Raw genomic sequence first — 26,002 nt, 5'->3', positions numbered from 1 at the left:
TCATCCGGGCAGCCGGAGCAGCTTGAACGAACCCGCGATCTTGTCGAATTCGGCGCCGCGCTCGCGGTAGCAGGCCGCCCGGCAGCCGATGAGCATGACCGAGACCGTCGCGCCCTTCTCGTCGAGGATGGCGGTCTGGTCGAACGTCTGGACGTCGGCGCCGATCTGGTAGTTGAAGCGCACCCGTACGCCTCTGGCGCCGTTCTCCAGGGCGAGGACGTCGTCACTGAGGAGCTCGAACTTGGCGAACATGGGCGGCCGGCCGGTGCTCATGGCCTGCTGCTCGTACAGCTCGCGCATCGGGTCGGTCACGGGCAGCACGAAGTCGCGCAGGCGGTTGAGCGAGATCGCGTCGCGCTGCTGCTCGGTGAGCTTGTGCACGGTGGCGTACACGAACGGGTCGGACGAGCTCAGCAGATGGTTGACCGACGGCTCGGCCGACTGGTCGAAGGCCGTGGACCAGACCCGCTGCGCGCGGGTCGCCGCCGCCAGCGAACCGGGCCGGTCACCCGTCAGATACAGTTCGATCGGATAGGCGTTGAGCTGCGTGAACGAGGCGGGCACCTTGAAATAGGTGGTGCCTTCCCTGTCCCGTACGTAGGTGAACTCCGGCTGCCCGCACGCCGGCAGCACGGAAATCGCGACCATGAGCGCGATCCAAGCCCGTGTCCTTTTCACCAGGGCTTACCTCCGCTTTACGGACCAACGCAGTTGTTGTGCCCGCTTTCATGCGGAATGAGGCCGGGTGCACGATGAGAAATCTTGACCAAATCTTGGCCATTGATTGGCTTTACTTGTTACAGATCACCAAATGATGGTATGCGCCAGGTCGCCACACTCTACGGTCGCCCGGGATACAACGTTCGTGCAACCCCCATTGGTAGACCACAGGAAGTAGCAAAGGATATGAGGACGCCCATCCCGAGCCCCGGAGCGCACCATGAAAGAACCCGCGATGGAGACCGTCGACTCCTTCGGCATGACGGCTGAGCGGCAGTTCGCCGACCTGTGGTCGAGGACCGCCCTGTCGGTCAAGGAGCGCCGGCTGCTGCTGCTCGGGCTGCTCGTCGGACAGGGGCTCGACGAGCTGACCGCCGTACAGCTCGACGTCGCGCTGCGGGCGGGCGACCTGAGCGAGAGCGAGCTGCGCGAAGTGGTGGTCTTCCTGACCCACTACGCCGGCTGGACCCGCGGATCACGGCTCAACGACCAGGTCGAGGAGCTGATCGAGCGGGTCAGGCAGGCTCGATCCGGTAGAGCGGACCCCGCAGGCTGAGCGCGTAGAGCTCGCCGTCGAGCCCCTCCCCGAAGGAGGAGAGCTGCTCGACCCGGCCGATCTCGGCCGCCTTCGACGGCTCCGCCACGGGCGCGGCCCTGACCCAGCCGGCGCAGAAGTCCCCGTACAGGAAGCTGCCGCGCAGCCAGGGCAGCGCGGCGCCGCGGTAGACGTACCCGGCGATCACCGAGCAGGCGCCGTCCTTGTGCAGGGGGTAGGTGATGACCGGCTCGGTCAGGCCGCGGCCCGTGCCGCCGCGGAAGGGCCGCTCGCCCTCGCGCAGGTTCCAGCCGTAGTTCTCGCCGCCCCTGGACGCCGCCGGCTGGCGGTCGACCTCCTCCACCTCGTCCTGGCCGACGTCGCCGATCCACAGGTCGCCGCTGTGCCGGTCGAAGCCGAACCGCCAGGGGTTGCGCAGGCCGTAGGCCCAGATCTCGGGCCGCGCGCCGTCCTTCCCGGCGAACGGGTTGTCCCGCGGCACCTTGTACGGCCTGCCGCGCGGGTCGATGCGCAGGATCTTGCCCAGCAGCGTGCCGAGGTCCTGGCCGTTGCCCTGCGGGTCGCCCGCGCTGCCGCCGTCGCCGAGCCCGACGTAGAGGTGGCCGTCGGGGCCGAAGGCGAGCTGGCCGCCGTTGTGGTTGGCGTACGGCTGGTCCTGGGTGAGCACGTCGCGCCGGCCGGTGGCGCGCCGGCCGTCGAAGGCCCATTCGGTGACGTGGGTGGCGCCGCGCGCGTCGGTCCAGTCGAGGTAGAGCCAGCGGCCGGAGGGATGGAAGGCCACGCCGAGCAGGCCCTGCTCGTTGCCGCCGCTCACCTCGCCCGACAGGTCGACCAGGACGTCGCCGTCCGTGGCGCGCAACCGGCCGCCCTGCTCGGCGACGTAGAGCCGGGCGTCGCCCTTGCGCACGGCGAGGGCGACCGGCCGTTCGAACCGGCCGAGCTCGCGGAAACGCACCTGCCGGGAAGCGCTCCTCGGCTCGGGGCTCGCGGGCGTGGCAGCCCGGGTGGAGGCCGGCGGGGCGGAGGTCGCAGGGGCCGGGCCGGGCGGGGGCGAGGCGGCCGAGCAGGCGGTGAGGGCCAGGAGGAGCACGGCCGCGAGGGGGCGCACGCCGTCCATACTCGCACGCCCGACCGGGGACGTTAAGGTTCAGGACATGCCTACCGCATTGATCACGGGCGCCACCGCCGGCATCGGCGCCGCGTTCGCCCGCCGCCTGGCCGCCGACGCCTGCTCGCTCGTCCTGGTCGCGCGCGACGAGCAGCGGCTCGTCCAGGCCGCCGACCAGCTCAGGCTCAGGTACGGCGTCGACGTCGAGGTGCTGCCCGCCGACCTGGCCACCGAGGAGGGCCTGGCCAGGGTCGAGTCGAGACTCCGCGACGGCGTCGACCTGCTGGTGAACAACGCCGGCTTCGGCCACCCCGGCGACTTCCTGAAGGTGCCGGTCGAGGACGAGCTGCGCATGCTGAAGGTCCACTGCGAGGCCGTGCTGCGGCTCACCCTGGCGGCGCTGCCGGCGATGCGCAAGCGCGACCGGGGCGCGGTGATCAACGTGGCGTCGGTCGCGGCGTTCTTCTCCCGCGGCACCTACAGCGCCTCGAAGGCGTGGGTGGTCAACTTCAGCGAGTCCGCGGCCAACGACGTGCGCAACCCGCGGATCAAGATCATGGCGCTGTGCCCGGGCTTCGTGCGCACCGAGTTCCACCAGCGGGCGTCCATGGACACCTCGGGCATCCCCGGGTTCCTGTGGCTGAAGGCCGACAACGTGGTCAGGGACGCCCTGCGCGACCTCGCGCTCGGCAAGCGGGTCTCGGTGCCCGACCTGCGCTACAAGGTCATCGTGGCGATCGGCAAGCTGGTGCCGCACAACCTGGCCGGGCGCGTCTCGGCCAGGCTCGGCCGCCGCTGACGTCGGGGCGGCCACAGACGTCGGGGCGGCCACAACAGAGTGGGCCCCCGCCGCGGGAGGGGGTCGCGGTGGGGGCCCGGGACGGCCGTGAGGAACTCACGGCCGGGAACCGGCAGATCCGGCTGGACCTGCTAGCGGTTGGCCTCGTGGCCGATGGCCAGGCCGCTCGTCGGGTCGAAGAAGTGCATGTTGTGCGTGTCCAGCACCAGGTCGATGCGCTGGCCGGGACGCACGTGGCTGCGGGCGTTGACGCGGGCGGTCCACAGGGACTTGTCGCCCACCAGCGGCAGCGCCGCCTCCTCGTCGTCGCCCGTGTCGGCGGCGGCGACGGTGTCCTTGTGCTCGACCGGCGGGGCGTCGATCAGGAACAGCACGTTGATCTCGGAGCCCAGCTCCTCGGTGACCTCCGCCTTGACGGGCAGGGTGGCCCAGCCGTTGGCGTGGTTGCCGGCCGAGTTGGCGTCCTCGAAGTCCGACGGGCGGATGCCGAGGATGACCTTCTTGCCGATGTACTGGTCGAGGCCCGGCTTGTCGGCGAACGCCGAGTCGGGGATCGGCAGGCTGATGTCGGCGAAGCGCACGGCCGCGCCGTTGTCGCGGACCAGCTCGGCGGTGACGAAGTTCATCGAGGGCGAGCCCATGAAGCCGGCGACGAACAGGTTGACCGGCTTGTCGAACAGGTTCTGCGGGGTGTCGACCTGCTGGAGCAGGCCGTCGCGCAGGACGCAGACGCGGTCGCCGAGGGTCATGGCCTCGACCTGGTCGTGGGTGACGTACACGGTGGTGACGCCGAGGCGCTCGTGCAGGGTGTTGAGCGAGGCGCGCATGGAGACGCGGAGCTTGGCGTCGAGGTTCGACAGCGGCTCGTCCATGAGGAAGGCCTGCGGCTCGCGGACGATGGCGCGGCCCATGGCGACACGCTGGCGCTGACCACCGGACAGAGCGGCCGGCTTGCGCTTGAGGTAGGTCTCCAGGCCGAGCATCTTGGCGGCCTCGTTGACCCGCTTCTGGATCTCCGGCTTGGGCATCTTGCGGAGCTTGAGGCCGAAGGCGAGGTTCTCCTCGACCGTCATGTGCGGGTAGAGCGCGTAGTTCTGGAAGACCATCGCGATGTCGCGGTCCTTGGGCGGAAGGTGGTTGACCACCTTGTCGCCGATGGCGATCTCGCCGCCGCTGATGTCCTCGAGGCCGGCGATCATCCGGAGCGCGGTCGACTTACCGCAACCCGATGGGCCCACCAGAACCATGAACTCGCCGTCCTTGATCTCAAGGTTCAGCCCGTTCACGGCCTTCACGCCACCGGCGTAGATCTTGTCGACGTTCGTCAGAACGATGGATGCCATGACATTCCTTCGCGCTCCAGGGCGATCGGCCCGGACGTTGGTTCTCGGTTCCCGTGGATACGTTTTCACGTATCTCACCCGAAACGGACATCGGTGTCAAGGGGTACCGCGTGACCAGCCTTTGTAGGCGCGGTGCCCTTCCGGTGCCGCGGAATCCATGATGGAATCGTTTCCATGGAGAAGCGGGCGACGATCAAGGATGTGGCCGAGGCGGCGGGCGTCGGCGTCGCGACCGTGTCCCGGGTGTTGTCGGGCGGCTCGGCCAGCCCCAGCACCAGGGAACGGGTCCTGGCCGTCGCCGCCCAGCTCGACTACCGGCCCAGCGCGCTCGGCCGCAACCTGCGCCAGCGCCGCACCGGCGGCCTGGGCCTGCTGGTGCCCGACCTCACCGACACCTTCTACGGGCAGCTCTGCGAGGGCGTGCTCGCCTGCGCCCGGTCGGCGGGCGAGCCGGTGGTGCTGGGCTCGACGGGCGGCGACCCCGAGCAGGAGGCCGAGCTGATCGGCATGCTGCTCGAACAGAGCGTCGACCGGGTCATCGCGGTGCCCTCCGGCGACGCCGAGACCTGGGCCCCCGCGCTCAGGGCGGGCATGACGGTGGTCTTCGCCGACCGCCTGCCGCCCGAGGCCGGGCGCGACGGCGACCGCGACCCCGCCGAGAGCGCCCTCGACGATCTCATGCTCCTCGACGGCGTGACCCCCCGCGGACGCGTCCCCGAGGGCGCCGCGCGTCCGCTCGACGTGCCCGCCGTGCTGGCCGACGACCGCGCCGGCATCCGTACGGCCGTGCGCTACCTGCGGGGCCTCGGCCACCGGCGCATCGCCTTCCTCGGCGGCCCCGGCCACGACCGGCGGGCCGACGCCTTCCGCGCGGCCGTGGGCGCCCCGGTGGACGAGGAGCTCGTGGTGTTCGGCACCGGCAGCCGCGACTCGGCCTACGCCGCCGCCTCCGGCCTGTTCCAGAGCCGTCCCGACCTGTCGGCCGTCGTCGCGGGCGGGAACGTCCTGGGCGAGGCGGCCGTGCTGGCCGCCCGCGAGCTCGACCTGCGGGTGCCGAAGGACGTGTCGCTGGTGATGTACGACGACGTGCCCTGGGCCGAGCTGTGCGCCCCGCCGCTGACCGTGATCGCCCAGCCGGGCCGGGACATGGGGTACCGGGCGTGCGAGCTGGTGCTGCGCGAGGGCACCCGGCGGGCGCGCACGGTGGTGCTGCCCACCGAGCTGATCATCCGCGGGAGCTGCGGCCCCCGCAGGTGACCGCGAGGGGCACGTTCAGCCTCCGCCGAGGATGTCCCGCGCGTGCGCCTCGATCACCTGGGCCACCTCCCGGGGCGCCCGCAGGTGCGCGCCGTGCCCCTGCCCGTGCAGCGTGACGCGCCGGGCGCCGGGGATCACCTCCCGCAGGGCGTCGAGCCGCGTGCCGAGATGGGCGGGGCTGCGGTCGCCGCCGAGCAGCACCACCGGCGTGCGGATCGCCGCGTACGCCGCCCGCCGGTCGCCCAGGGCGTCGATCGCCAGCAGGTCGTCGATCTGGCGGGGCGCGCGCAGCCGCGTCGGCCGATGGCAGGCCACCGCCACGGAGGCCAGCCAGGAGACCGCCGGCGACAGGCCCACCACGTCCCTGAAGAAGATCCGCATCGCCCGGCCCGGCTGGCCCGCCGCCACCGCGGCCTCGGCCGCCTGGCTCGCCGCGCCGCCGAGCGAGGGTCCGAGGGCGACGGGCGGCTCGTACAGGACCGCGCCCGCGAAGGCGTCCGGCGCGAGGAGCAGGGACTCCAGCGCGGCCACCGCGCCGGACGAATGCCCCACGAGCAGGACGGGCCCGCCGAGCGCGGCCGCCACCGCCACCGCGTCGGCGGCCTCCTGCGCCATGGTGGCCGGCCCGGCCAGGTCCGGCCGGTACTGGCGGCGCCGGACGCGCACCACGCGGAACCGCGGCGCGAGCAGCCCCGCGACCTTGCCCCACTGGGTGCCGTCGTCGAGCCCCGCGTGCAGGACGAGGACGGCCGGGCCCCGCCCCTCCTCGACCACCCGGACGTCGGTCCCGTCCGCGGATGTCACCATGAGCATGGCGCCTCCTCAGTGCGGCCACTGTACGCCTCCTCAGCCCCGTAGTACCTCAGAGCTACGCGAAAGGTGCATCCCCCAGCGGGAAGCCGACTACAAGGCGTGATCCCTACCTTCGGTGCCGGAAGGAAGAACCGGCACGGAAGGGGACCATCCGCCATGGCATCGCTGAGGAACCGCCTGCTCGCCGCGCTCGTCACCGCTTCGGTGGCGGTGCCCGTGTCCGGCGCCGGCGGGTCCGCGGGGGTGCCCGCGCCCGTTCCCGCCGCCGTGGCGCCGCTGCGCGCCGCGACCCCTGCCGCGTTGTCCGCCGGGCTCGCCGGGCGGTACGCCGCCGGGCGCGCGGCCGTCCTGGCCGCCGAGCGCACCGCCGCCGCGCGGGGGCACCGCCGGCGGGCGGCGGCGCTGCGGGCCATGGCCGGCCCGTCGCGCACGTTCCTGTCCTTCGACGGGCGCGACGGCGGCCGGACCGTGGAGGTCTTCGGCGACCTGGCGACGGCCCGGCGGATCGCCGTCCTGGTGCCCGGCTCCGACACGAACCTCGACCGGTACGGCCGCCTGCACGCCGGCGCGACGCGGCTGCGGGAGGCGCTCGGCGACGGCTCGGCGGTCATCGCCTGGGCCGGCTACCGCGCGCCCGGCACGCTCAGCCTGGACGTGCTGACGCCCGCGCGGGCCGACGAGGCCGTGCCCGGGCTGCGCGCGTTCGTCCGGGAGCTGCGCGCGGTCAAGCCCGGCGCCCGGCTGTCGCTCGTGTGCCACTCCTACGGCTCGGTGGTGTGCGGACGGGCCGCGCCCGGCCTGGACGTGGCCGACATCGTCCTGATCGGCAGCCCCGGCGCGGGCGTCCGCGACGTCGCCGCCATGCGCACCCGCGCGGTCGTGTGGGCCGGGCGGGGCGCCGCCGACTGGATCTCCGGCGTGCCGCACGCGCTGGTCGAGCTGCCGTTCGTCACGGTCGGGCTGGGGGCCGACCCGGTCTCGCCCGGGTTCGGCGCCCGCGTCTTCGCGGCGGGCGACGGCGGCCACAGCGACTACCTGCGGCCCGGCTCCCCCGCCCTGACGGCCGTCGCCCGCATCATCTCCGGAGAGGCCGCCCGTGATGTCTGACTCCTCCCTCCGCATCGTCTCCGGAGAGGCCGCCCGCGATGTCTGACTCCTCCCTCCGCACCCGCTCCGGCCCGCGTGGGCTCGCCGCGCGCGTCGAGGCCGGCACGCCGCCGGAGCGCGACCGGGCCCTGGACGCCCTGCGGGCCCTGGCCATCCTCGGCGTGGTGGCCGGGCACTGGCTGGTGACCGCCGTGGTCAGCGACAGCGGCAGCCTGCGCGTCACCAGCCCGCTCAAGTACCTGCCGCAGCTGGCCCCGATGTCGTGGGCGTTCCAGATGCTGGCGATCTTCTTCCTGGTGGGCGGCCTGGTCGGGGCGAAGGGCCACCGGTCGGCGCGGGCCGCCGGCATCGGCTACGTCCCGTGGCTGCGCGGCCGGTTGGGGCGGTTGTTCCGCCCGGTGGCGGTCGTCGCGGCGGTGTGGGCCGTGGCGGCGGTCGCGATGCTCGCCTCCGGGGTGCCGCTGGAGGACGTGTGGCTGCTGGTCAGGGTGGCGTCGGCGCCGATGTGGTTCCTGCTGGTGTTCGCCGCGCTGACGGCGGCCACGCCGCTGGCCGCGCGGCTGCACCCGGCCTGGCCGCTCGCGGCGGTGGCGGCCTGCGACGCGGTGCGGTTCGGGCCCGGCGGGCCGGAGTGGTTGTGGTGGGTGAACCTGGCGGCCGGGTGGCTGGTGCCGTACTGCCTGGGCGCGGCCTGGGCCCGCGGGCGGCTGCGCAGCCGGGCCACCGGCTGGACGCTGCTGGCCGGCGGCGCGGCCGCGGCCCTGGCGCTGGTGGTGTGGGGCGGCTACCCGGCCACCATGGTCGGCGTGCCGGGCGCCCCGGTCTCCAACCTGGACCCGCCCTCGCTCGCGGCCGTCGCCTTCGGGCTCGCCCAGTGCGGCGCGGCGCTGCTGCTGCTCGGCCCGCTGCGCCGGCTGCTGCGTCGCCCCGCCGTCTGGGCGCCCGTGGCCGTGGCGAACCTGGCCGCGATGACGATCTTCCTGTGGCACCAGACCGCGCTGATCGCGGTGACCGAGCTCGGCCTGCTGGCCGGCCCGCCGGGCGGCGCCGCGCTGCCCGGCCTGCACACCCCGCCCGAGGAGCTCGGCTGGGTGGCGGCCCGGCTGGCCTGGCTGCCGGCGTTCGCTGTGGCGCTGCTGGTGTGCTGCGCCGCCTTCCACGCCTACGAGCGCCGGCGGCCCCGCTAGAGCAGCTTCTCGATGGCCGCGACGACGGCCGGGTCGTCGGGGGCGGTGCGGGGGCGGAAGCGGGCCACGACGTTGCCCTCGCGGTCGAGCAGGAACTTCTCGAAGTTCCACTGGACGTCGCCCGCCGCGCCCTCCTCGTCGGGGGCCTCGGTGAGCTCCGCGTAGAGCGGGTGGCGGCCGGGGCCGTTCACGTCGGCCTTGGCCAGCAGCGGGAAGTCGACGCCGTAGGTCGCCGAGCAGAACTCCTGGATCTCCTCCGCCGTGCCGGGCTCCTGGCCGGCGAACTGGTTGCAGGGCATGCCGACCACGCTGAAGCCGCGCGGGCCGAAGTCCTGCTGGAGCTTGACCAGGCCGGCGTACTGCGGGGTCAGGCCGCAGCGGGAGGCCACGTTGACCAGGAGCACGGCCTTGTCGCCGGCGAGGTCGCCGAGCGTGGTGGGGGCGTCGGCGAGGGTGCGGAGCGGGATGTCGCGAAGGCTCATGATCTGAAGCTTACAGAACGACGCCCGCCGCAGATTGTGACCTATTCCTCATTTTTCCCGCGAAACCCCTGAATATCAATATGTCGCGATCTTGGAATTACGCCTGATTTTTCATGGTCAATTAGGAAATGTGGGCGTTTGTCAGGCAGGGTGACGCGGTCCCCGTCCCCTTCGAAAGGGAATCCGCATGCCCATGCTCCGCCGTACCGGTGTCCTGGTCCTCGCCGCAACGCTCGCGACGGTGACCGGCACCACGGCCGCACAGGCGCAGAGCTCCCAGAGCAGTGGCAGGAACAAAGCCATCGCCAAGTCCCTGGTCGCCCAGCGCGGCTGGGGCGCCGCGAGCTACGGCTGCCTGGTCAGGCTCTGGGCCAGAGAGAGCGGCTGGAACCACAGGGCCGGCAACCGGTCGGGCGCCTACGGCATCCCGCAGGCGCTTCCGGGCCACAAGATGGCCTCCTCGGGCGCCGACTGGCGCACGAACCCGCGCACCCAGATCCGGTGGGGTCTGGGTTACATCAAGCAGCGGTACGGCTCGCCGTGTCGCGCGTGGGCGCACTTCCAATCCCACAGTTGGTACTGAGCCAAACCCCAGGTACGTCCGCGTTTTTACTCAAGGACATGCCATATGGGCGACGGGCCGGGCAATCCTGGCCCAGCGAGATCGCCCTTTATCCGAATTGAGCGCGCAAACACCTGTCCTTCGCGTGTCGAGATCGCGGCCCGCGGTCACGGCCCGTAATAGGAATCGTGCTTGAGGACACGTCGTGGCGCCTTCCGGGCCGTCCAGCACGATCGGGCGGTACAGGATCCCGGGAGGCCGCGCGGACCCTCCGCGTCCGAGCCACGGACGCCGGACCGGCAGGGCGCCCCGAGAGGGCACCCGTCCGCACGCGACCCGAAAGCAAGGATCGCCTTGGACAGCAAACGCGTGCTCAGCGGCACTCTTCTCACTATCAGCGCGTTCGGCGTCAGCACCGGCCCGGCCTGGGCGGAGTCCCGGCCTCCGGTGATCAAGATGCGGACCTGGACAACGTCAGCGCAACCGAAGATCGCGGCCGTACGGCCCGCCGGAAGAAACAAGAAGATCGCCCTGGGACAGGTCGTCCAGCGCGCGTGGAACTACCGGGAGTTCCGCTGCCTGGACAACCTGTGGACCAGGGAAAGCAATTGGAACCACCACGCGCTCAACCGGTCGTCGGGCGCCTACGGCATCCCGCAGGCGCTGCCCGCGGGCAAGATGAGCGGCGCGGGCAAGGACTGGCGGTCCAACCCCGAGACGCAGATCCGCTGGGGCCTGGCCTACATCAAGGGAAGGTACGGCAGGCCCTGCGGCGCCTGGGGGCACTGGCAGTCGCACAACTGGTACTGATCTCGCGTGCCGGAGGGCACCCGGGCCGGCCCGGGTGCCCTCCTACTGACCCGCGTGCACCGCGATGGCCTGGATGAGCAGCTCGACCCCGAACTCGAACTCCGCCTCGTGGTCGCACTCGGTCAGCAACGGCGCCAGCGCGCTCACCTCGGGGAACAACGCCGGATCGACGACGGCGGCCTCGACCGTGCGGCTGTGGACGGGCGCGAACGTGGGCGTCACGCCGACCTCGCGCAGCAGCGAGCCCACGATGAAGGCGATGAACATGCGCAACATCCGGACGGCGTCGGGCCCGTCGAAGCCCGCGCCGCGCAGCGTGGCCAGCGCCCGCTCGACCGGCAGCAGCCCGGCATGGGAGTGGAGCTGGCGGCTGACCACCACCATGGTCGAGCGCGGATGGTGATGGGCGATCTGCCGGAAGGCCCGCGCCTGCGCCCGGACCCGGTCGGTCCAGTGGGCGTCGGGGTCGTCGGTGAACTCGATGCCGCTCAGCACGCTCTCGGCCACGCCGTTGAGCAGGGCGTCCTTGTTCGGCACGTGGTTGTAGAGGGACATCACGCCGACGCCGAGCTCGGCCGCGATGCGGCGCATGGAGACCGCGTCGGCGCCCTCGCGCTCGATGAGGTCGATGGCCGCGGCCACGATGCGGGGCCTGGACAGGGGCTCGGTGGTCATAGCTCATTCTATTGACGTACGTACACCGTACGTGCAAGGGTCGAGCCGTGGACGTACACCGTACGTAATCCCCCTCGCGGAGGTCCCCCATGTCGACGCACGATCTCTACACCCTCCCCGCCGAGCTCTCCACCTGGGACGTCGGCATGGCCGGCGCCAGCCGGTTCACCTGGGAGTACGACGAGGGCCGCGACCGCATGCTGGCCTTGTACCAGAAGGGCAAGGACAAGCAGTGGGACTCGGTCAAGCGCATCGACTGGGACCTGGAGGTCGACCCGTACAACGTGCTCGGGATCCCCGACACCACGATCGCCATCTACGACACCCCGCTGTGGCGCCGGCTCGGCCCCCAGCAGCGCCAGGACGTGCGGCTGCACGGCGCGGCCTGGCAGTTCTCCCAGTTCCTGCACGGCGAGCAGGGCGCGATGATCTGCTCGGCCCGGATCGTGGAGTCGGTGCCCGACCTGGACTCCAAGTTCTACGCCGCCACCCAGACCATGGACGAGGCCCGCCACGCCGAGACCTACGCCCGCTTCCTGCAGGAGAAGGTGGGCCTGGCGTACCCGATCAACGAGCACCTCAAGGCGCTGCTGGAGAGCACGCTCAGCGACTCCCGCTGGGACATGCCCTACCTCGGCATGCAGGTGCTCATCGAGGGCCTGGCCCTGGCCGCGTTCGGCGTCATGCGCGACATCACCACCAAGCCGCTGCCCAAGCAGATCCTCGCGTACGTGATGCAGGACGAGGCCCGGCACGTCGCCTTCGGCCGGATGGCGCTGCGCGACTACTACCAGAACCTGTCGGAGTCGGAGCTGCGCGAGCGCGAGGACTTCGTCATCGAGGGCTGCTACCTGATGCGCGACCGGCTGCGCGGCGCGGAGTCCTGGGAGCACCTGGGCCTGTCCAGGGCCGAGACCGACGAGGTCATGCGGGCCACTGACCAGTCGGAGTACCTGCGGCTGTTCCGCTCGCTGCTGTTCAGCAGGATCGTGCCGTGCGTCAAGGACATCGGGCTGTGGAGCCCGCGGCTGCAGCAGGCGTACGCCGACATGGGCGTGCTGGAGATGGCCGGCCAGTCGCTCGACGCCCTCATGAAGCAGGACGAGGACATCGCCGACAAGCTGGATCAGGACCGGTTCGCCGCCGAGGAGGCCGAGCGGCACGCCGAGGTCGCCGACACGATCGCCCTCGGCTCGTCCGCCCCCTGACCGGCTCGTCCGCCCGCTGCGCCGGGCGGCGTCCTCAGCGTCCTCAGCGTCCTCAGCGTCCTCAGCGTCCGCGGTGGAAGCGCCGGTGCAGGTCGTGCACCTGCCCGGCCAGCTCCGGGACGGGCCCGTCCACCTCGACGCCCGGCGCGACGGCGTTGACCGGCAGCGTGCTCACCGGCGGCGCCGGCACGCCCAGCTCCGTCAGCCAGCCGGCGAGCTGCGCCGACGACGCCACGTACACGATGCGCCCGAGGCCCACCCAGGCGTGGGCCGCCGCGCACATCGGGCAGTGCTCGCCGGAGGTGTAGACGGTGGCCGCCGCCCGCTCGCTCGGGGTCAGGTTGGCCGCCGCCCACCGGGCCAGCTCGAACTCCGGATGCCGGGTGCGGTCGCCCCCGGCCACCCGGTTGTGGTCCTCGGCCAGCACCGCGCCGTCCGCGGCGACCAGCACCGACCCGAAGGGCTCGTCGCCCGACTCCAGCGCCTCGGTGGCCAGCTCGACACAGCGCCGCAGGTACGGCAGTTCACTCTCGTGGATCATTCGCGACTTCCTGTCCGGTGAGAAAGCTGAGCGGAAAGGACAGCTCCGCCTTAGCCCGGGCCGCGCCCGCGCCGCAGGTGGACGTGTGCCCGGCCGTCCGGACGACGGCGAGCGCGGGGTCGCCGGACGTGCCGTGAGGGTCTGGTTTCTGCCCGTAACCTGCAGAAACCCCCACATATACCGCAAAAAATGGGTTGATCCCACGTATTAATCTGGATGGGATGCCTCCCGATACTGACACACCTCGCCGTCCCCTGCTGTCCTCCAACTCCCTGTGGCGGATGAAGTCCTACCTCCGCCCGTACGCCGCCAGACTGGTGCTCATCTGGCTGGCCGCGATCCTCAGCATCGCCGCGAGCATCGCGCTCCCCCTGATCAGTGAGAAGGTCATCGACGGTCCCGTGACGCGGGGCGACTCCGACGGGCTGCTCCCGCTCGGTCTCATCGCCCTGGGCGTGGGCGTCGTGGAGGCCGGGCTGATCTTCCTGCGGCGCTGGACCCAGGTCAAACCCGTCCTCGGGCTGGAGACCGCGATCCGCGACGACCTCTACGAGCACCTGCAGCGCCTGCCGATGGGCTTCCACGGCGACTGGCAGTCGGGCCAGTTGTTGTCGCGGGCCACGACGGACCTGTCCACGATCCGCCGCTTCCTCGGCTTCGGCATGCTCTTCCTGGTGATGAACGTCCTGCAGCTCATCACGGTGACCGTGCTCCTGCTGAACAAGTACTGGCCGCTCGGGCTGCTGGTGCTGGCCTCGGCCGTGCCGATCGTGTGGACGTCCCTGCGGTTCGAGAAGCGGTACATCAAGATCTCCCGCCAGGTCCAGGACGAGCAGGGCGACCTCGCCACGCTCGTCGAGGAGTCGGCCATCGGCATCCGGACGATCAAGGCGTTCGGCCGCCGCCACCACGTCTACGACCGCTACGACGAGGCGGCCCGCAAGGTGTACGGCAGCTCGGTCGACAAGGCCACCCTGTCGGCCCGGTTCTTCGCCTTCCTCGAAGTCATCCCCAACGTCACCCTCGCCCTGGTGCTGCTGCTCGGCGCCCTCGCGGTGGGCTCCGGCTCGATGACGCTCGGCACGCTGGTCGCCTTCACGACCCTGATGCTCCAGCTCGTCTGGCCGATCGCCAGCCTCGGCTACATCCTGGCCATGGCCCAGGAGGCGATGACCTCCGCCGACCGGGTCATGGAGGTCATGGACACCGTCCCGGCGATCGAGAGCGGCACCCGCACGATCGAGCTGCCCCGGGGCCACCTGCGGTTCGAGGGCGTCGGGTTCGCCTTCCCCGGCGCCGACCAGCCGGTGCTGCGCGACGTCTGGCTGGACGTGCGCCCCGGCGAGACGGTCGCGATCGTCGGCGCGACCGGCGCGGGCAAGACCACGCTGACCGCGCTGGTGCCCCGGCTGCTCGACGCCACCACGGGCCGCGTCACCATCGACGGCGAGGACGTGCGCGACCTCGACCTGACCACGCTGCGCTCGCTGGTGGCCACCGCGTTCGAGGAGCCGACGCTGTTCTCCATGAGCGTGCGCGAGAACCTCATGCTCGGCCGGCTCGACGCCACCGAGGAGGAGCTGGCCGCCGCGATCGCCACCGCCCAGGCCGGCTTCGTGTACGACCTGCCCTGGGGCCTGGACACCCGCATCGGCGAGCAGGGCCTGTCGCTGTCCGGCGGGCAGCGGCAGCGGCTCGCCCTGGCGCGGGCGGTGCTGAGCAGGCCGCGGGTGCTCGTCCTCGACGACACCCTGTCCGCGCTCGACGTGGAGACCGAGGCGCTGGTGGAGGAGGCGCTGCGGCACGTCCTGCGCGAGGCGACCGGCATCGTGGTCGCCCACCGCGCCTCGACCGTGCTGCTGGCCGACAAGGTGGCGCTGCTGCGCGACGGCACCATCACCCACGTCGGCCGCCACCACGAGCTGCTGGCCGACGTGCCCGAGTACCGCGAGCTGCTGGCCCAGGACGCCGACTTCGACCCCTCGGAAGGAGCGCTGCGATGACCACCGCCCCCGTCTCCTCCTGGCGCGGCGTGGCCTCCGAGGAGCAGGACGAACTGCCGGAGAAGGTGTCGGTGCTGCTGCGGGAGCGCTCCCGCAGGCTGCTCGGCGACCTGCTGCGTCCGTACCGCAAGGCCATCGCGCTGCTCACCGCGATCATCGTCGTCTCGAACGCCGCCGCGCTGGCGATCCCGTACCTGGTCAAGGTGGGGATCGACGACGGCATCCCGCCGATGACCCGCGGGTCGGGGCCGGAGATCCTGCTGGTCGTGGTCGGCGTGATCCTGGCCGCGGCCGTCACGCAGGCGCTCACCCGGCAGGCGTTCCTGCGCCTGTCGGGGAAGATCGGCCAGAGCGTGCTGCTGGAGCTGCGCAGGCGGGTGTTCGACCACTTCCAGCGGCTGTCGCTGAGCTTCCACGAGAAGTACACCTCGGGCCGGGTCATCTCCCGGCTGACCTCCGACATCGAGGCCATCTCCGAGCTGCTCCAGTCGGGCTTCGACGGGCTGGTCAAGGCGGTGCTGACGATGTTCGGCACCGCCGGCCTGCTGCTCATCCTCGACGTGCACCTCGGCCTGGTGGCGCTGGTCCCGCTGCCGCTGCTGCTGCTGTTCACGCGGTGGTTCCGGCGGCAGTCGGTGATCGTCTACCGGCGGACGCGGGAGACGGTCGCCCTGGTGATCGTGCACTTCGTGGAGTCGATGACCGGCATCCGCGCGGTGCAGGCGTTCCGCAGGGAGCCGCGCAACCAGGAGATCTTCGCCCAGCTCAACGACGACTACCGGGACGCCAACGCGCGCAGCATGGTCCTGGGCGCGGAGTTCATGTTCGGCATCAAGCTGATCGGCAACCTGACCGTGGGCGGGGTGCTGCTCTACGGCGGCTACCTGGCGATCCAGGGCGAGGTCACGGTCGGCGTGCTGGCCGCGTTCCTGCTGTACCTGCGGCAGTTCTACGAGCCGATGCAGGAGCTCAGCCAGTTCTACAACACGCTGCAGTCGGCGGGCGCGGCCCTGGAGAAGCTGTCGGGCGTGCTGGAGGAGGAGCCGGGCGTGCCGGAGCCGCGCCGGCCCGAGCCGCTGCCCCAGCAGGCCCGCGGCATGGTCCGCTTCGAGGACGTGCGCTTCGCCTACGTCGAGGAGATGCCGATCCTGCCCGGCCTCGACCTGACGATCCCCGGCGGGCAGAGCGTGGCGCTGGTCGGCGCGACCGGCGCGGGCAAGACGACGCTGGCCAAGCTGATCTCCCGCTTCTACGACCCGACTGCGGGCCGCGTGCTGCTCGACGGGGTCGATCTGCGCGACCTGGACGAGACGACGCTGCGCCAGGCCGTCGTCATGGTGACGCAGGAGAACTTCCTGTTCAGCGGCACGGTCGCGGACAACATCAGGTTCGGCCGGCCGGACGCCACCGACCGGCAGGTCCGCGAGGCGGCCAAGGCGATCGGCGCGCACGAGTTCGTCGCCGGGCTGCCCGACGGCTACGACACCGAGGTCGGCAAGCGCGGCGGGCGCATGTCGGCGGGCCAGCGGCAGCTCATCGCGTTCGCCAGGGCGTTCCTCGCCGACCCCGCGGTGCTCATCCTCGACGAGGCCACCTCCAGCCTCGACGTGCCGAGCGAGCGGCTGGTGCAGCGGGCGCTGCGCACGATCCTCGCCGACCGCACCGCGCTGATCATCGCCCACCGGCTCTCGACCGTGGAGATCGCCGACCGGGTGCTGGTCATGGAGGCCGGCCAGGTCGTCGAGGACGGGCCGCCCGACCGGCTCATCGCCGCCTCGGGCCGCTTCGCCGGGCTGCACCGGGCCTGGCTGGAGAGCCTGAGCCAGTGACCGTGACGCCGCCGGCCCACCGGGCCGGCGGCGCGCGGGCGCGTCAGTGGTGGACGGGCGCGACGGCCACGAGGCCGCGGTACAGCTCGTACCCGACGAACAGGGCGACGGGCACCCCGATCGCGACGAGCAGCCGACCGGCCAGAGGCGTCCCCGCCAGGGGCGCCTTCGGCTCCTCCAGCGCCGGACCCGACGCGGCGCCGAGCTCGGGCACGAGTTCGGGCCGCACCTCCGGTGCCGGCCGCAGCTCAGGGTGCCTGGCCAGGTAACCGCTGGGGAACGACGTCACGTGGTAGGCGCCGCATCCCGGGCAGCACGTGCCCGATGAGGGAGGTTGCACGGCAACGCCGGAGCTGAGCCAGATCTCGACCTGATTGCCGTGGTCGTCGGCGAAATGCCGGACGACGAATTCCTCCTCCCAGACACGCAGACAGCGCAGGCACTCGAAGGGCCAGGTCTCGCGGGTCTCGAACCCGTCGCGCACGAGGATCACCCCCGGCTGGGGATTCAGTGGTCTAGACCTGAGTCTCCGCCTGACCCCGCGCCTGCGCAAGGCGCACCTTATGACACTTCAAGCTACGAAACGCTTACCAAGTGTCATGGTTTAGCGCCGTTTTTCGGCACTTGCCCGCCCGCCGTCGCGTCTCCCGTCAGTACGGACGCCGCGGCGGAACCGGGCTGAGCAGCGGCGTGGCGTCGGGCACGACGGGCTCGTCCGACCGGAACAGCTCCGGATGACGGGCGAGATACCCGGCCGGGAACGTGGTGGTCTGCTGACAGCCGCACTGCGGGCAGATCACCCCGTACGACGGCGGCGGCACCACGAGCCCGTCCCTGAGCCAGATCTCGGCGGCGTTCCCGTGCTCGTCGTCGACGTGCCGGACGAGGTAGTCCTCTTCCCAGACGTGCCAGCAGCCGCGGCACTCGAAGGGCAGGGTCCTGCGTTCTTCCTCCACTGAGGTCACCCCCTCTCTACGAGTGTCCGCCTCACCTGCGGAACATCGCAAGCCGGGGTCACCGGACCGTGAGCACGAAGGTGGCCGCGCCGAGCACGACGCTGAGGGTGCCGAGCCAGGCGAACAGCGCGTCGAGGCCCGCGTCGATGGGCCGTCCGCCGTGCAGGGCCTCCTGGACCCGGCGGAAGCGCACCCCCGTCCTGATCAGCAGGACCGCGCCGCACAGCGCGGCCAGCGCGAACCCCGCGACGGCCACAGCGGGCAGGCCGTGGCGCACCGCGAGCCCGGCGGCGCCGAGCCCGCCCGTGGCCAGCGCCACGGCGGTGCGGACCCAGGCGAGCCGGGTGCGCTCGCTCTGCAGGCCCTCGTCCCAGATCTCCTGTGACATCTACACCGACAGGATGATGAGCACGAGGGCGACGATCGCCACGGTGGCCACGCCGTACCCGAAGACCGCCGCGAGGGCGGGCGGCGGGAGCGGCGCCTGGTTGCGCAGGGCGCGCTGGATGTTGCGCCAGCGCGGATAGGCCATGCCCGCGGCCAGCGCGGACAACGACACCAGCATGACCGCCAGCACCGTGCGCACCCACGGGACGAACACCTCGGAGGGCACCGCCGCCATGGCCACCCCGCCCGCGCTGAGCGCCAGCGCCGTGCTCAGCCACGTGAGGAAGGTGCGCTCGTTGGCCAAGGTGAAACGCGGGTCGGGCTCCATGCCTTATATGGTAATTCGTCCCCTTTTCCCCTAGAGAAGCCGGGATTTCAGCTGCACGCCTTGGCGACCTGCTGGGCGTAGTCGACCGCCTCGCTGCCCACCTTCTGGGCCGCGTCGACGGCGTCGTTGACGTTCTGGACGTCGATCCCGCCCAAAGTCTTGGCAAGGTCTTCGCTGGCCTGCTTGAGCGTGGTGTTGGCGGCCTTGTCGGCCACGTCGTTGAGCTTGCCCGCGGCGTCGTCGAGCGCCTTCTCCATGGCCTTGGGGTCGTCGGTGAGGTCCTTGACCTTGGCGGCCAGGTCGGTGACGATCTTCGGCGCCTCCAGGCACGCCTGGGCCTTGTCGATCGTGTCGTTGACCTCGCCGCACCCGGCGGCCAGGACGCATACGGCGAACAGCGCCAGGGGCACGAACCGGCTCTTGATGAGTCGCATACCTCGACCTTACCCAGCGCCCCGCGCCCGCGGCGGCGCGCGCGATCAGTGAACAAGCCCCGTTCGACGGCCGGCGGCGGCGAAGGCGGCCGCGATCCGGTCGAGCTGGGCGTCGGTGTGGGTGGCGGTGAGGCTGACCCGGATGAGCGCCTGCTCCGGCGGCACCCCCGGCGAGATCATGGCTGTGGTGAACACCCCTTCGTCGAACAGCTCCCGCCACAACCGGAAACACAGCAGGTCCTCCCCCACCGGCACGGCGATGACCGGACGGTCCGACGGCACGACGGCGTACCCCAGCCCGGCCAGCTCGCCGCTCAGCCGCCCGGCCGCCGCCCGCAACCGGGCCCGCCGCTCGGGCTCGGCGACGACGATCTCCAGGGCGGCCAGCGCGGCGGCGGCGCAGGCCGGGGACAGCGCGGCGGTGAACACCATGGACCGCGCGTGGTGGCGCAGGTAGAGGATGATCTCCTCGGGCCCGGCGACCGCGCCGCCGATCGTGCCGAACGACTTGGAGAAGGTGACGGTCTGCACGTCCACGGCCTCCTCCAGGCCGTGCGCCTCGGCGGCGCCGCGACCGGCGTCCCCGAGCAGGCCGGCGTCGTGGGCGCTGTCCATCACGACGCGGGCTCCGTACGCGCGGGCGAGCTTGGCGATGCCCGGCAGGTCGCATACGTCGCCCGAGGTGGAGAACATGCCCTCGGTCACGATCATCCGGCCGGCGTCCGGGTCGGCCGCGGCCAGCAGCCGTTCCAGGTGGTCCATGTCGTTGTGCCGGTAGCGGCGTAACCGGGCTCCGCCCAGGCGTACGGCGTCGATGAGGCACGCGTGCACCAGCCGGTCGCCGAGCACCACGTCGCCGGGCCCCAGCAGCGCGCCCAGCGCGAGGTTGGCCAGGTAGCCGGCGCTGGTCACCATGGCCGCCGGACGCCCGAGGAACTCCGCGAGCCGCGCCTCCAGCTCCTCGTGCAGCGCGAGAGAGCCGTTCGTCAGCCGCGAACCGCCGCTGCCCGCCCCGAGCCGGCGGATCGCCGCGACGGCGGCCTCCTTGACGCGCGGGTCCCCCGAGAGCCCGAGGTAGTCGTTGGACCCGGCCTGCACCAGCACCCGCCCGCCGACCACCACCTCCCCGTCGCCCGGCCGCTCCTGGATCGCGTGGTAGTACGGATAGACGCCCAGCTCCTTGACCGGCTGGTACCCGGGCAGACGACACTTCGCGAACACATCGGCCATGCCTTCTCACTCCCCTGAGCGCGGACCCCCTGGGAAGAGTCTGGTCGACCGCCCCGTGAACCGCGCGGACCTCGTTCGCCGAAGGCCCGGAACGCACGGCGTTCTCGCAGGCCAGGGCCCGGACAGGAGGTCTGGGCGGAAGGCGTCGGCGGCCGGGTCCTAGGATCTGATCCATGGCAATGTGCGAGCATCTTTCCCAGGCCGACGACCCGGCGGCGAAGACCCCAGAGGGCTGCGAGGAGTGCCTGGCCAGCGGCAGCCGATGGGTGCATCTGCGGCGCTGCCTGGAGTGCGGCCACATCGGCTGCTGCGACTCCTCGCCCAACAAGCACGCGACCAAGCACTTCCACGCGACCGCGCACCCGGTGATCCAGTCGTTCGAACCGGGCGAGGGCTGGCGCTGGTGCTTCGTGGACAACCAGATGGGCTGACCCGGCCGGCGCCCTCGCGGGGACCGGCGGGGTCAGCGTTCGAGGATGGCCTCCTCGAAGTCGAGCTGGGCCATCACCTCGCGCAGCACCTCGTCGTCGAGGCGGCGCTCGTCGCGCAGGCGGACGAACACCTCGCGCTCGGCCGTGAGCATGTCACGGCGCAGCCGCCGGTAGATGCTGCTGGGGGTCTCGGCGCCGCCCTGCGCGGTGCCGCCGCCCAGGCGTTCCCACGCGGTCAGCGACCGCCGCCACGACTTCTCCCTGAGCTGGTCGATGACCTGCTTCTTGATCTCGTCGGGCTCGCCCTCCTGCTCGACCAGCCGTTCGAGCTCGGCCAGGCCCGCCTCCAGCGCGGCCTGCTGGGCGGCCGCCTCGGCCAGCGTGTCCTCGTAGCGCTCCTGCTCGCTCGACACGCGCAGCTTCCTGATCAGCGCGGGGAACGTCATGCCCTGGATCAGCAGGGTGCCGATCACCGTGGTGAACGTCAGGAACAGCAGCATGGCCCGGTCGCGGGCCGGGATCTCGGGCGGGATGGAGAACGCCGCCGCGAGCGAGACCACGCCCCGCATGCCGGCCCAACCCAGGATCACCGTCTGCTGCGGGCTGGGCGCCGGGCCCCGCCGGACGAGCTTGACCAGCGGGGTGAAGGCGAACACCCACACGAACCTGGACACGATCGTGACCGCGAGCACCGCCAGCGCGTAGCCGGCGACCTGCCAGGGGCCGTAGCCGGTGATGCCCTTGACCACGGTCACGAGCTGCAGCCCGATGAGCGCGAAGACGATCGACTCCAGGAAGAAGTCGGTGACCTTCCACACCGCGTCGGACACCAGCCGGGTGCCGAACCCCCGCTGGTGCATGCGGTTGCCCAGGTAGAGGCCGACGACCACGACGGAGATCACGCCCGAGGCGTGCACCGGCTCGGGCCCGAGCCCGGAGACGTGCACGGACTCGGCCGCGAGATAGGCCGCAAACGGGATCAGCAACATCAGCGTGTTCTCGACCAGCGAGTCGCGGGTGTGCTGGAACACCCAGGCGAACACGAACGCCAGCGCCAGCCCGATCGCCACGCCGCCGAGCGCCGCGAACAGGAACTGCGCCACCCCCTGGAGCAGGTCGATGCTGCCGCCCACGGCCGCCCCGATGGCCACCCGGTAGGCCGTCAGCGCCGTGGCGTCGTTGAACAGGCTCTCGCCGATGAGGATCGTCAGCGACCTGCGCGGCAGCCCGAGCCGCCGGCCCACGGCGACGGCCGCGACGGCGTCGGGCGGCGCGATGATCGCGCCGAGCGCGAAGGCGGCGGCCAGCGGGAGCTGCGGCAGCAGCAGGTGGACGACCAGCCCCACCACAGCCGTGGTGAACAGCACCAGACCGATGGACAGCAGCGCCACGGCCCGCTTGACGTCACGCAGCCGCAGGTAGGAGCTGTCGAGCGCGGCCGAGTAGAGCAGCGGCGGCAGGAACACGAACAGCACCAGCTCCGGCTGCAACGGCACGGCCGGCACGAGCGGCGAGACCAGCAGGCCGGCCGCGACCAGCAACAGCGGGGCCGGCCAGCCCCGCCGCCGGGCCACCGCCGCGACCGCGACCGCGCCACCGGCCATCAGCAGCAGTTGCAGGCCCATGGTCGGGTTCAACGACGTTCCTCCAGCTCGCCCGGGTGGATGCCGAGAGCGTACCCGGCGGGCGGGAGGAGGGTGTCACCACTCCCGGCGGTCGTGCCCGTCGCCGTAGTCCTGCTGCTGGTCGGGGCGCAGACGTTCGCCGGTCGAGAACAGGGGGTCCGTCACGTAGGGACGGCCCATGTTCGGGTCGGACGACTGCGGCGGGTACTCCTGGCGGCCGAGCGCCAGCAGCGGGTCGACCGGGTTGGGCTGCGCGGGCTGCTGGTAGCCCTGGTAGGTGTCGGCCGCGCGGTAGGAGTCCGGGGCGGGCGCGGGGTTGCGCCTGCGGCCGGCGCCGGGGATGCCGTGCATGGGAGTGCCGAGCCCCGCCGTGCTCTGCGGCTGCGCCTGAGACGGGGGCTGGGACGGGGGCTGAGGCTGGGACGGGGGCTGCTGGTAGGAGCCGTAGGAGTCGGAGGAGTACTGCTGGGCCGGCGGGAAGGGGTCGGCTGCCTGCGAGGGGAACCCGAGCGGGTCGGTGCTCAGCGGCGCCGGGCGGCGCTGGCCGGCGGGCAGCTGGTAGACGGGCTCGCCGCTGTCGACGTACTGGGGGCCGGTGAAGGGGTCGCCCGTGTACTGCGGGCCGCTCAGCGGGTCGCCGGTGTACTGCGGGCCGCTGAAGGCGTCGCCCGTGTACTGCGGGCCGCTCAGCGGATCGCCCGTGTACTGCGGGCCGCTGAACGGGTCGCCGGTGTAGTGGGGGCCGCTGTGCGGGTCGCCTGGGTACTGGGCGGCGGGCTGCTCGACGTACTGGGGGCCGGTGAAGGGGGTGCGCTCGCCGTACGACGGCGTCTCCCGGGGGCCGGTGGTCTCGCTGTAGGAGGCCACCAGTTTGTCCTGCGGCGCCGGGCCGCGCGCGACCAGCACGTCGTTGGGCGACAGCGACGCGGTGGGCCGCTCGTCGAGCGCGGGCGGCGGAGGCTGCTGGGCGTGCTGGGGCGGCCGATGGTACGTCCCGGTGCCCGGCATGACCTCGGTGCCCGGGTCGGCCGCGGGCACCGCGGGCTGCTCGCCCGTGGCCTCGGCGTAGCCGTCGTCGAGCGTGTCGAGCAGCCTGCCGACGTCCTCCATCGGCATGCGGAAGCTCGCTGTGCACATCTCCCCTCGCCACAGGCTGAGGACGAGTGTGCCCTCATGCCACGTGACCCGGAGGCACCGCTCCTGACCTCGTGCATCGAAGAAGACTTCGCCGAACGACGGCAACGGGACAACTTCCGACATGGCAGACATACTGCTTTAACCAGCCTTTATTCGTCCACTCAACCCCGGAAAACCCTACCTAACCGCTCTCACCATCGAGACCGTGAACCCCATCGATCACACCTGCAAGCTCTTCCTGACCAGTTGAAGTTCCGCTCGACAGTGTGCCATGCGAGTCCCGCGCGGAGCCCGCGAACGCCGGGATGCGCATGACCGGACACAGGGCGTCCCGGCGCGTCGGCCCGGGATTGCGGGTACCGTTGACGACCGTGCCGGACTCCCATCTCCCGTCAGTGGACGAACTGCTCAGCATCGCGGTCGGCGCTCTCGGAGGGAGCGAACGGCAGGGCCAGATCACCATGGTCAAGGCCGTCCAGAAGGCCATCGACGACGAGGAGCACCTGGCCGTCCAGGCGGGCACGGGCACCGGCAAGTCGCTGGCGTACCTGGTGCCCTCGATCCGGCACGCCATGGACAGCGATACCCCCGTCGTGATCTCCACGGCCACCATCGCGCTGCAGCGCCAGCTCGTCGACCGCGACCTGCCCCGGCTGGCCGAGGCGCTGGGCAAGGAGCTGCCGCACGAGCCGACGTTCGCCATACTCAAGGGCCGGCGCAACTACCTGTGCCGCTACAAGGCGACGGCGGGCTGGCCCGAGGAGGACGAGCAGGACCAGCTCTTCGACCCGCGCGAGGTGAGCGCGACCGGCCGCATGGTCCAGCGCATCCAGGAGTGGGCCGACGAGACCGAGACGGGCGACCGCGACGAGCTGGTGCCCGGCGTCAGCGAGCAGGCCTGGCGGCAGTTCTCGGTGAGCGCGCAGGAGTGCCTGGGCGCCACCCGCTGCCCGAGCGGCGCCGAGTGCTTCGCCGAGCTGGCCAGGGCGCGCGCGGGCGAGGTCGACGTCGTGGTGACCAACCACGCGCTGCTGGCCATCGACGCCATGGGCGACCTGCCGGTGCTGCCCGAGCACGAGGTCGTGGTCGTCGACGAGGCCCACGAGCTGGTCGACCGGGTCACCTCGGTGGTCACCGCCGAGTTGTCGGAGGCGTCGGTGATGCTGGCCGTGCGCCGCGTCGGCCGGCTGATCGAACAGCCGCTCGCCGACCAGCTCATGGAGGCGGGCGAAGACCTCAAGGCGCTGCTGGCCGCCGCGCCGCCCGGCCGCATCGACGAGCTGCCGCAGGTGCTCGGCCTCACGTTGCAGCTCATCCGCGACACGGCCTGGCGCTGCATCACCGCCATGGGCCCGCGCAACGCCGACAAGGACGACCCCGACAAGGCCGGCCAGCGCAAGGCCGCCTTCACCGCGCTCGACGAGGTGCACGACACCGCCGTCCGCATGCTCGACGCCTACGGCCACGCCTCCGAGGCCGACCGCGCCGAGGTGGTCTGGCTCGACGGCGCCACCGACCGACGTCCGCCCATGTTGCGGGTCGCGCCGCTGAGCGTGAGCGGCATGCTGCGCGACCGGCTGTTCGGCGAGCGCACGGTGGTGCTCACCTCCGCCACGCTCGCGCTCGGCGGCACGTTCGACGGGCTGGCCGCGCAGTGGGGGCTGGGCGACAGCAAGCGCTGGCAGGGCATCGACGTCGGCTCGCCGTTCGACCACCCGCGCGCCGGCATCCTCTACGTCGCCAAACACCTCCCCCAGCCGGGCCGCGACGGGCTGCCGCAGCAGTATCTCGACGAGATCACCGAGCTCATCGAGGCGGCCGGCGGCCGCACGCTGGGCCTGTTCTCCTCGATGCGCGCCGCCAAGGCCGCCACGGAGGCGCTGCGCGAGCGGCTCGACGTGCCGCTGCTGTGCCAGGGCGACGACTCGACCATGCTGCTGGTCAAGCAGTTCGCCGAGGACGAGCCGACCTGCCTGTTCGGCACGTTGTCGCTGTGGCAGGGGGTCGACGTCCCCGGGCCGTCGCTGCGGCTGGTCATCATCGACCGGGTGCCGTTCCCGCGTCCCGACGATCCGCTCACCTCGGCCCGGCAGCGGCACGTCGCGGCGCGCGGCGGCAACGGGTTCATGGCGGTGGCGGCCAACCACGCCGCCCTGCTGCTGGCCCAGGGCGCCGGCCGGTTGCTGCGCGCCCAGGACGACAAGGGCGTCATCGCGGTCCTCGACCCGCGCCTGGCCACCGCCCGGTACAGCGGTTTCCTGATGGGGTCGTTGCCGCCGTTCTGGCGTACCACGGACCCGGCCGTCCCCCGCGCCGCGCTCAAGCGCCTGTCCGCCGAGTCCTGACCGTCGCGGGCCCGCGAGGCCACGGAGTCGGGCAGGGCGGGCTCGCGTGACGGCGGCCCGCCGGTGCAGGGTCAGCGGGCGTCTTCTGGAAGGCCACCGGCCCCGTACGGCGGGCGGCCTGACCGGTCC

The 26,002-nt window shown here is 72.0% G+C and carries 27 protein-coding genes; 12 read left to right on the top strand and 15 right to left on the bottom strand.

The genetic code is table 11. The annotated features are described in order from the left end of the window. On the bottom strand, positions 1–648 hold the full coding sequence (locus tag AB0J76_RS18855; protein ID WP_352324893.1) for a hypothetical protein: 648 nt from the start codon (positions 646–648) through the stop codon (positions 1–3). 292 nt (positions 649–940) lie between these two features. Between AB0J76_RS18855 and AB0J76_RS18850 the strand changes: the two genes are divergently transcribed. Further along, positions 941–1,276, top strand: coding sequence for a carboxymuconolactone decarboxylase family protein (locus AB0J76_RS18850; protein ID WP_352324894.1), 336 nt, complete (start codon positions 941–943; stop codon positions 1,274–1,276). On the opposite strand, the gene AB0J76_RS18845 is transcribed toward AB0J76_RS18850, so the two are convergent. Further along, positions 1,236–2,384 (bottom strand): PQQ-dependent sugar dehydrogenase, encoded by a 1,149-nt coding sequence (locus AB0J76_RS18845; RefSeq protein WP_352324895.1) that lies wholly within the window; start codon positions 2,382–2,384, stop codon positions 1,236–1,238. The two genes, AB0J76_RS18850 and AB0J76_RS18845, sit on opposite strands and share 41 nt — an antisense overlap. 46 nt (positions 2,385–2,430) lie before the next feature. Between AB0J76_RS18845 and AB0J76_RS18840 the strand changes: the two genes are divergently transcribed. Next, entirely contained in the window at positions 2,431–3,183 is a 753-nt protein-coding gene (locus AB0J76_RS18840) for an SDR family oxidoreductase (RefSeq protein WP_352324896.1), read from the top strand. A 131-nt stretch (positions 3,184–3,314) separates the two neighbouring features. Here the strand turns inward: AB0J76_RS18840 and ugpC are convergent, their stop codons facing one another. Continuing rightward, positions 3,315–4,526, bottom strand: a complete 1,212-nt coding sequence (ugpC, locus tag AB0J76_RS18835) for a sn-glycerol-3-phosphate ABC transporter ATP-binding protein UgpC (protein ID WP_352324897.1) — start codon at positions 4,524–4,526, stop codon at positions 3,315–3,317. 174 nt (positions 4,527–4,700) lie between these two features. Here ugpC and AB0J76_RS18830 point away from each other — a divergent pair, with 174 nt between their 5' ends. Beyond that, complete coding sequence (locus AB0J76_RS18830) at positions 4,701–5,783, top strand: LacI family DNA-binding transcriptional regulator (RefSeq protein ID WP_352324898.1); 1,083 nt, start codon at positions 4,701–4,703, stop codon at positions 5,781–5,783. A gap of 15 nt (positions 5,784–5,798) precedes the next feature. Here the strand turns inward: AB0J76_RS18830 and AB0J76_RS18825 are convergent, their stop codons facing one another. Then, positions 5,799–6,596, bottom strand: a complete 798-nt coding sequence (locus tag AB0J76_RS18825) for an alpha/beta hydrolase (RefSeq protein WP_352324899.1) — start codon at positions 6,594–6,596, stop codon at positions 5,799–5,801. A gap of 156 nt (positions 6,597–6,752) precedes the next feature. Here AB0J76_RS18825 and AB0J76_RS18820 point away from each other — a divergent pair, with 156 nt between their 5' ends. After that, positions 6,753–7,703 carry an alpha/beta hydrolase gene (locus AB0J76_RS18820; protein WP_352324900.1) on the top strand — a complete coding sequence of 317 codons (951 nt, stop codon included), beginning with the start codon at positions 6,753–6,755 and terminating at the stop codon, positions 7,701–7,703. Positions 7,704–7,741: 38 nt separating this feature from the next. Then, entirely contained in the window at positions 7,742–8,890 is a 1,149-nt protein-coding gene (locus AB0J76_RS18815; RefSeq protein WP_352324901.1) for an acyltransferase, read from the top strand. Here the strand turns inward: AB0J76_RS18815 and AB0J76_RS18810 are convergent. Next, the gene (locus tag AB0J76_RS18810; RefSeq protein ID WP_352324902.1) at positions 8,887–9,372 is read right to left on the bottom strand and encodes a glutathione peroxidase; all 486 of its coding nucleotides are present in this window, start codon (positions 9,370–9,372) and stop codon (positions 8,887–8,889) included. The genes AB0J76_RS18815 and AB0J76_RS18810 overlap by 4 nt on opposite strands. Before the next feature lie 187 nt (positions 9,373–9,559). On the opposite strand from AB0J76_RS18810, the gene AB0J76_RS18805 reads away from it, so the two are divergent. After that, positions 9,560–9,955: a transglycosylase SLT domain-containing protein gene (locus AB0J76_RS18805; RefSeq protein ID WP_352324904.1), complete on the top strand. Its 396-nt coding sequence runs from the start codon at positions 9,560–9,562 to the stop codon at positions 9,953–9,955. A gap of 333 nt (positions 9,956–10,288) precedes the next feature. Continuing rightward, positions 10,289–10,744: a transglycosylase SLT domain-containing protein gene (locus tag AB0J76_RS18800; protein WP_352324905.1), complete on the top strand. Its 456-nt coding sequence runs from the start codon at positions 10,289–10,291 to the stop codon at positions 10,742–10,744. A gap of 42 nt (positions 10,745–10,786) precedes the next feature. On the opposite strand, the gene AB0J76_RS18795 is transcribed toward AB0J76_RS18800, so the two are convergent. Then, entirely contained in the window at positions 10,787–11,419 is a 633-nt protein-coding gene (locus tag AB0J76_RS18795; protein ID WP_352324114.1) for a TetR/AcrR family transcriptional regulator C-terminal domain-containing protein, read from the bottom strand. A gap of 89 nt (positions 11,420–11,508) precedes the next feature. On the opposite strand from AB0J76_RS18795, the gene AB0J76_RS18790 reads away from it, so the two are divergent. Next, the gene (locus AB0J76_RS18790) at positions 11,509–12,627 is read left to right on the top strand and encodes a ferritin-like domain-containing protein (protein WP_352324113.1); all 1,119 of its coding nucleotides are present in this window, start codon (positions 11,509–11,511) and stop codon (positions 12,625–12,627) included. A gap of 61 nt (positions 12,628–12,688) precedes the next feature. Here the strand turns inward: AB0J76_RS18790 and AB0J76_RS18785 are convergent, their stop codons facing one another. Beyond that, positions 12,689–13,168: a nucleoside deaminase gene (locus tag AB0J76_RS18785; protein ID WP_352324112.1), complete on the bottom strand. Its 480-nt coding sequence runs from the start codon at positions 13,166–13,168 to the stop codon at positions 12,689–12,691. Between the two features lie 221 nt (positions 13,169–13,389). On the opposite strand from AB0J76_RS18785, the gene AB0J76_RS18780 reads away from it, so the two are divergent. Both AB0J76_RS18780 and AB0J76_RS18775 read left to right on the top strand, forming a co-directional pair. Next, complete coding sequence (locus AB0J76_RS18780) at positions 13,390–15,171, top strand: ABC transporter ATP-binding protein (protein ID WP_352324111.1); 1,782 nt, start codon at positions 13,390–13,392, stop codon at positions 15,169–15,171. Continuing rightward, a complete protein-coding gene (locus AB0J76_RS18775) occupies positions 15,168–17,000 on the top strand; it encodes an ABC transporter ATP-binding protein (protein ID WP_352324110.1) in 1,833 nt (610 codons plus the stop codon). The genes AB0J76_RS18780 and AB0J76_RS18775 overlap by 4 nt, the downstream gene beginning before the upstream one ends. A 43-nt stretch (positions 17,001–17,043) precedes the next feature. Here AB0J76_RS18775 and AB0J76_RS18770 read toward each other — a convergent pair whose 3' ends face one another. From AB0J76_RS18770 to AB0J76_RS18745, 6 genes are all read right to left on the bottom strand, one after another. After that, a complete protein-coding gene (locus AB0J76_RS18770; protein ID WP_352324109.1) occupies positions 17,044–17,484 on the bottom strand; it encodes a hypothetical protein in 441 nt (146 codons plus the stop codon). Positions 17,485–17,650: 166 nt separating this feature from the next. After that, positions 17,651–17,956 carry a hypothetical protein gene (locus AB0J76_RS18765; RefSeq protein ID WP_352324108.1) on the bottom strand — a complete coding sequence of 102 codons (306 nt, stop codon included), beginning with the start codon at positions 17,954–17,956 and terminating at the stop codon, positions 17,651–17,653. Positions 17,957–18,014: 58 nt separating this feature from the next. After that, positions 18,015–18,344: a DUF202 domain-containing protein gene (locus tag AB0J76_RS18760; protein WP_352324107.1), complete on the bottom strand. Its 330-nt coding sequence runs from the start codon at positions 18,342–18,344 to the stop codon at positions 18,015–18,017. After that, the gene (locus AB0J76_RS18755) at positions 18,345–18,671 is read right to left on the bottom strand and encodes a DUF202 domain-containing protein (protein WP_352324106.1); all 327 of its coding nucleotides are present in this window, start codon (positions 18,669–18,671) and stop codon (positions 18,345–18,347) included. A gap of 47 nt (positions 18,672–18,718) precedes the next feature. Further along, positions 18,719–19,105 (bottom strand): hypothetical protein, encoded by a 387-nt coding sequence (locus AB0J76_RS18750; RefSeq protein ID WP_352324105.1) that lies wholly within the window; start codon positions 19,103–19,105, stop codon positions 18,719–18,721. A 45-nt stretch (positions 19,106–19,150) separates the two neighbouring features. Next, positions 19,151–20,335, bottom strand: coding sequence for an aminotransferase class I/II-fold pyridoxal phosphate-dependent enzyme (locus tag AB0J76_RS18745; RefSeq protein ID WP_352324104.1), 1,185 nt, complete (start codon positions 20,333–20,335; stop codon positions 19,151–19,153). Between the two features lie 173 nt (positions 20,336–20,508). Between AB0J76_RS18745 and AB0J76_RS18740 the strand changes: the two genes are divergently transcribed. Continuing rightward, positions 20,509–20,766 carry a UBP-type zinc finger domain-containing protein gene (locus AB0J76_RS18740; protein WP_352324103.1) on the top strand — a complete coding sequence of 86 codons (258 nt, stop codon included), beginning with the start codon at positions 20,509–20,511 and terminating at the stop codon, positions 20,764–20,766. Positions 20,767–20,798: 32 nt separating this feature from the next. On the opposite strand, the gene AB0J76_RS18735 is transcribed toward AB0J76_RS18740, so the two are convergent. Together AB0J76_RS18735 and AB0J76_RS18730 are read right to left on the bottom strand one after the other, a co-directional pair. Further along, a complete protein-coding gene (locus AB0J76_RS18735; protein WP_352324102.1) occupies positions 20,799–22,403 on the bottom strand; it encodes a Na+/H+ antiporter in 1,605 nt (534 codons plus the stop codon). 63 nt (positions 22,404–22,466) lie between these two features. Beyond that, positions 22,467–23,528 (bottom strand): hypothetical protein, encoded by a 1,062-nt coding sequence (locus tag AB0J76_RS18730; RefSeq protein WP_352324101.1) that lies wholly within the window; start codon positions 23,526–23,528, stop codon positions 22,467–22,469. Between the two features lie 371 nt (positions 23,529–23,899). Between AB0J76_RS18730 and AB0J76_RS18725 the strand changes: the two genes are divergently transcribed. Beyond that, positions 23,900–25,873 carry an ATP-dependent DNA helicase gene (locus AB0J76_RS18725; protein ID WP_352324100.1) on the top strand — a complete coding sequence of 658 codons (1,974 nt, stop codon included), beginning with the start codon at positions 23,900–23,902 and terminating at the stop codon, positions 25,871–25,873. The last annotated feature ends 129 nt before the right edge of the window (positions 25,874–26,002 follow it).

It is taken from the genome of Nonomuraea sp. NPDC049624, from assembly GCF_040675255.1.
Lineage (GTDB): Bacteria > Actinomycetota > Actinomycetes > Streptosporangiales > Streptosporangiaceae > Nonomuraea.
The sequence above is the reverse complement of the archived record's forward strand: the minus strand, read 5'-3'. Positions and strand labels throughout refer to the sequence as shown.

Excerpts from the sequence above, each read along its gene's own strand:
- AB0J76_RS18750 (WP_352324105.1), bottom strand. The coding sequence starts at position 19,105 with ATGCGACTCATCAAGAGCCGGTTCGTGCCCCTGGCGCTGTTCGCCGTA.
- AB0J76_RS18740 (WP_352324103.1), top strand. The coding sequence starts at position 20,509 with ATGGCAATGTGCGAGCATCTTTCCCAGGCCGACGACCCGGCGGCGAAG.
- AB0J76_RS18820 (WP_352324900.1), top strand. The coding sequence starts at position 6,753 with ATGGCATCGCTGAGGAACCGCCTGCTCGCCGCGCTCGTCACCGCTTCG.
- AB0J76_RS18790 (WP_352324113.1), top strand. The coding sequence starts at position 11,509 with ATGTCGACGCACGATCTCTACACCCTCCCCGCCGAGCTCTCCACCTGG.
- AB0J76_RS18745 (WP_352324104.1), bottom strand. The coding sequence starts at position 20,335 with ATGGCCGATGTGTTCGCGAAGTGTCGTCTGCCCGGGTACCAGCCGGTC.
- AB0J76_RS18855 (WP_352324893.1), bottom strand. The coding sequence starts at position 648 with ATGGTCGCGATTTCCGTGCTGCCGGCGTGCGGGCAGCCGGAGTTCACC.
- AB0J76_RS18730 (WP_352324101.1), bottom strand. The coding sequence starts at position 23,528 with ATGTGCACAGCGAGCTTCCGCATGCCGATGGAGGACGTCGGCAGGCTG.
- AB0J76_RS18815 (WP_352324901.1), top strand. The coding sequence starts at position 7,742 with ATGTCTGACTCCTCCCTCCGCACCCGCTCCGGCCCGCGTGGGCTCGCC.
- AB0J76_RS18825 (WP_352324899.1), bottom strand. The coding sequence starts at position 6,596 with ATGCTCATGGTGACATCCGCGGACGGGACCGACGTCCGGGTGGTCGAG.
- AB0J76_RS18805 (WP_352324904.1), top strand. The coding sequence starts at position 9,560 with ATGCCCATGCTCCGCCGTACCGGTGTCCTGGTCCTCGCCGCAACGCTC.
- AB0J76_RS18795 (WP_352324114.1), bottom strand. The coding sequence starts at position 11,419 with ATGACCACCGAGCCCCTGTCCAGGCCCCGCATCGTGGCCGCGGCCATC.
- AB0J76_RS18830 (WP_352324898.1), top strand. The coding sequence starts at position 4,701 with ATGGAGAAGCGGGCGACGATCAAGGATGTGGCCGAGGCGGCGGGCGTC.
- AB0J76_RS18780 (WP_352324111.1), top strand. The coding sequence starts at position 13,390 with ATGCCTCCCGATACTGACACACCTCGCCGTCCCCTGCTGTCCTCCAAC.
- AB0J76_RS18775 (WP_352324110.1), top strand. The coding sequence starts at position 15,168 with ATGACCACCGCCCCCGTCTCCTCCTGGCGCGGCGTGGCCTCCGAGGAG.
- ugpC (WP_352324897.1), bottom strand. The coding sequence starts at position 4,526 with ATGGCATCCATCGTTCTGACGAACGTCGACAAGATCTACGCCGGTGGC.
- AB0J76_RS18810 (WP_352324902.1), bottom strand. The coding sequence starts at position 9,372 with ATGAGCCTTCGCGACATCCCGCTCCGCACCCTCGCCGACGCCCCCACC.
- AB0J76_RS18755 (WP_352324106.1), bottom strand. The coding sequence starts at position 18,671 with ATGGAGCCCGACCCGCGTTTCACCTTGGCCAACGAGCGCACCTTCCTC.
- AB0J76_RS18840 (WP_352324896.1), top strand. The coding sequence starts at position 2,431 with ATGCCTACCGCATTGATCACGGGCGCCACCGCCGGCATCGGCGCCGCG.
- AB0J76_RS18760 (WP_352324107.1), bottom strand. The coding sequence starts at position 18,344 with ATGTCACAGGAGATCTGGGACGAGGGCCTGCAGAGCGAGCGCACCCGG.
- AB0J76_RS18785 (WP_352324112.1), bottom strand. The coding sequence starts at position 13,168 with ATGATCCACGAGAGTGAACTGCCGTACCTGCGGCGCTGTGTCGAGCTG.
- AB0J76_RS18850 (WP_352324894.1), top strand. The coding sequence starts at position 941 with ATGAAAGAACCCGCGATGGAGACCGTCGACTCCTTCGGCATGACGGCT.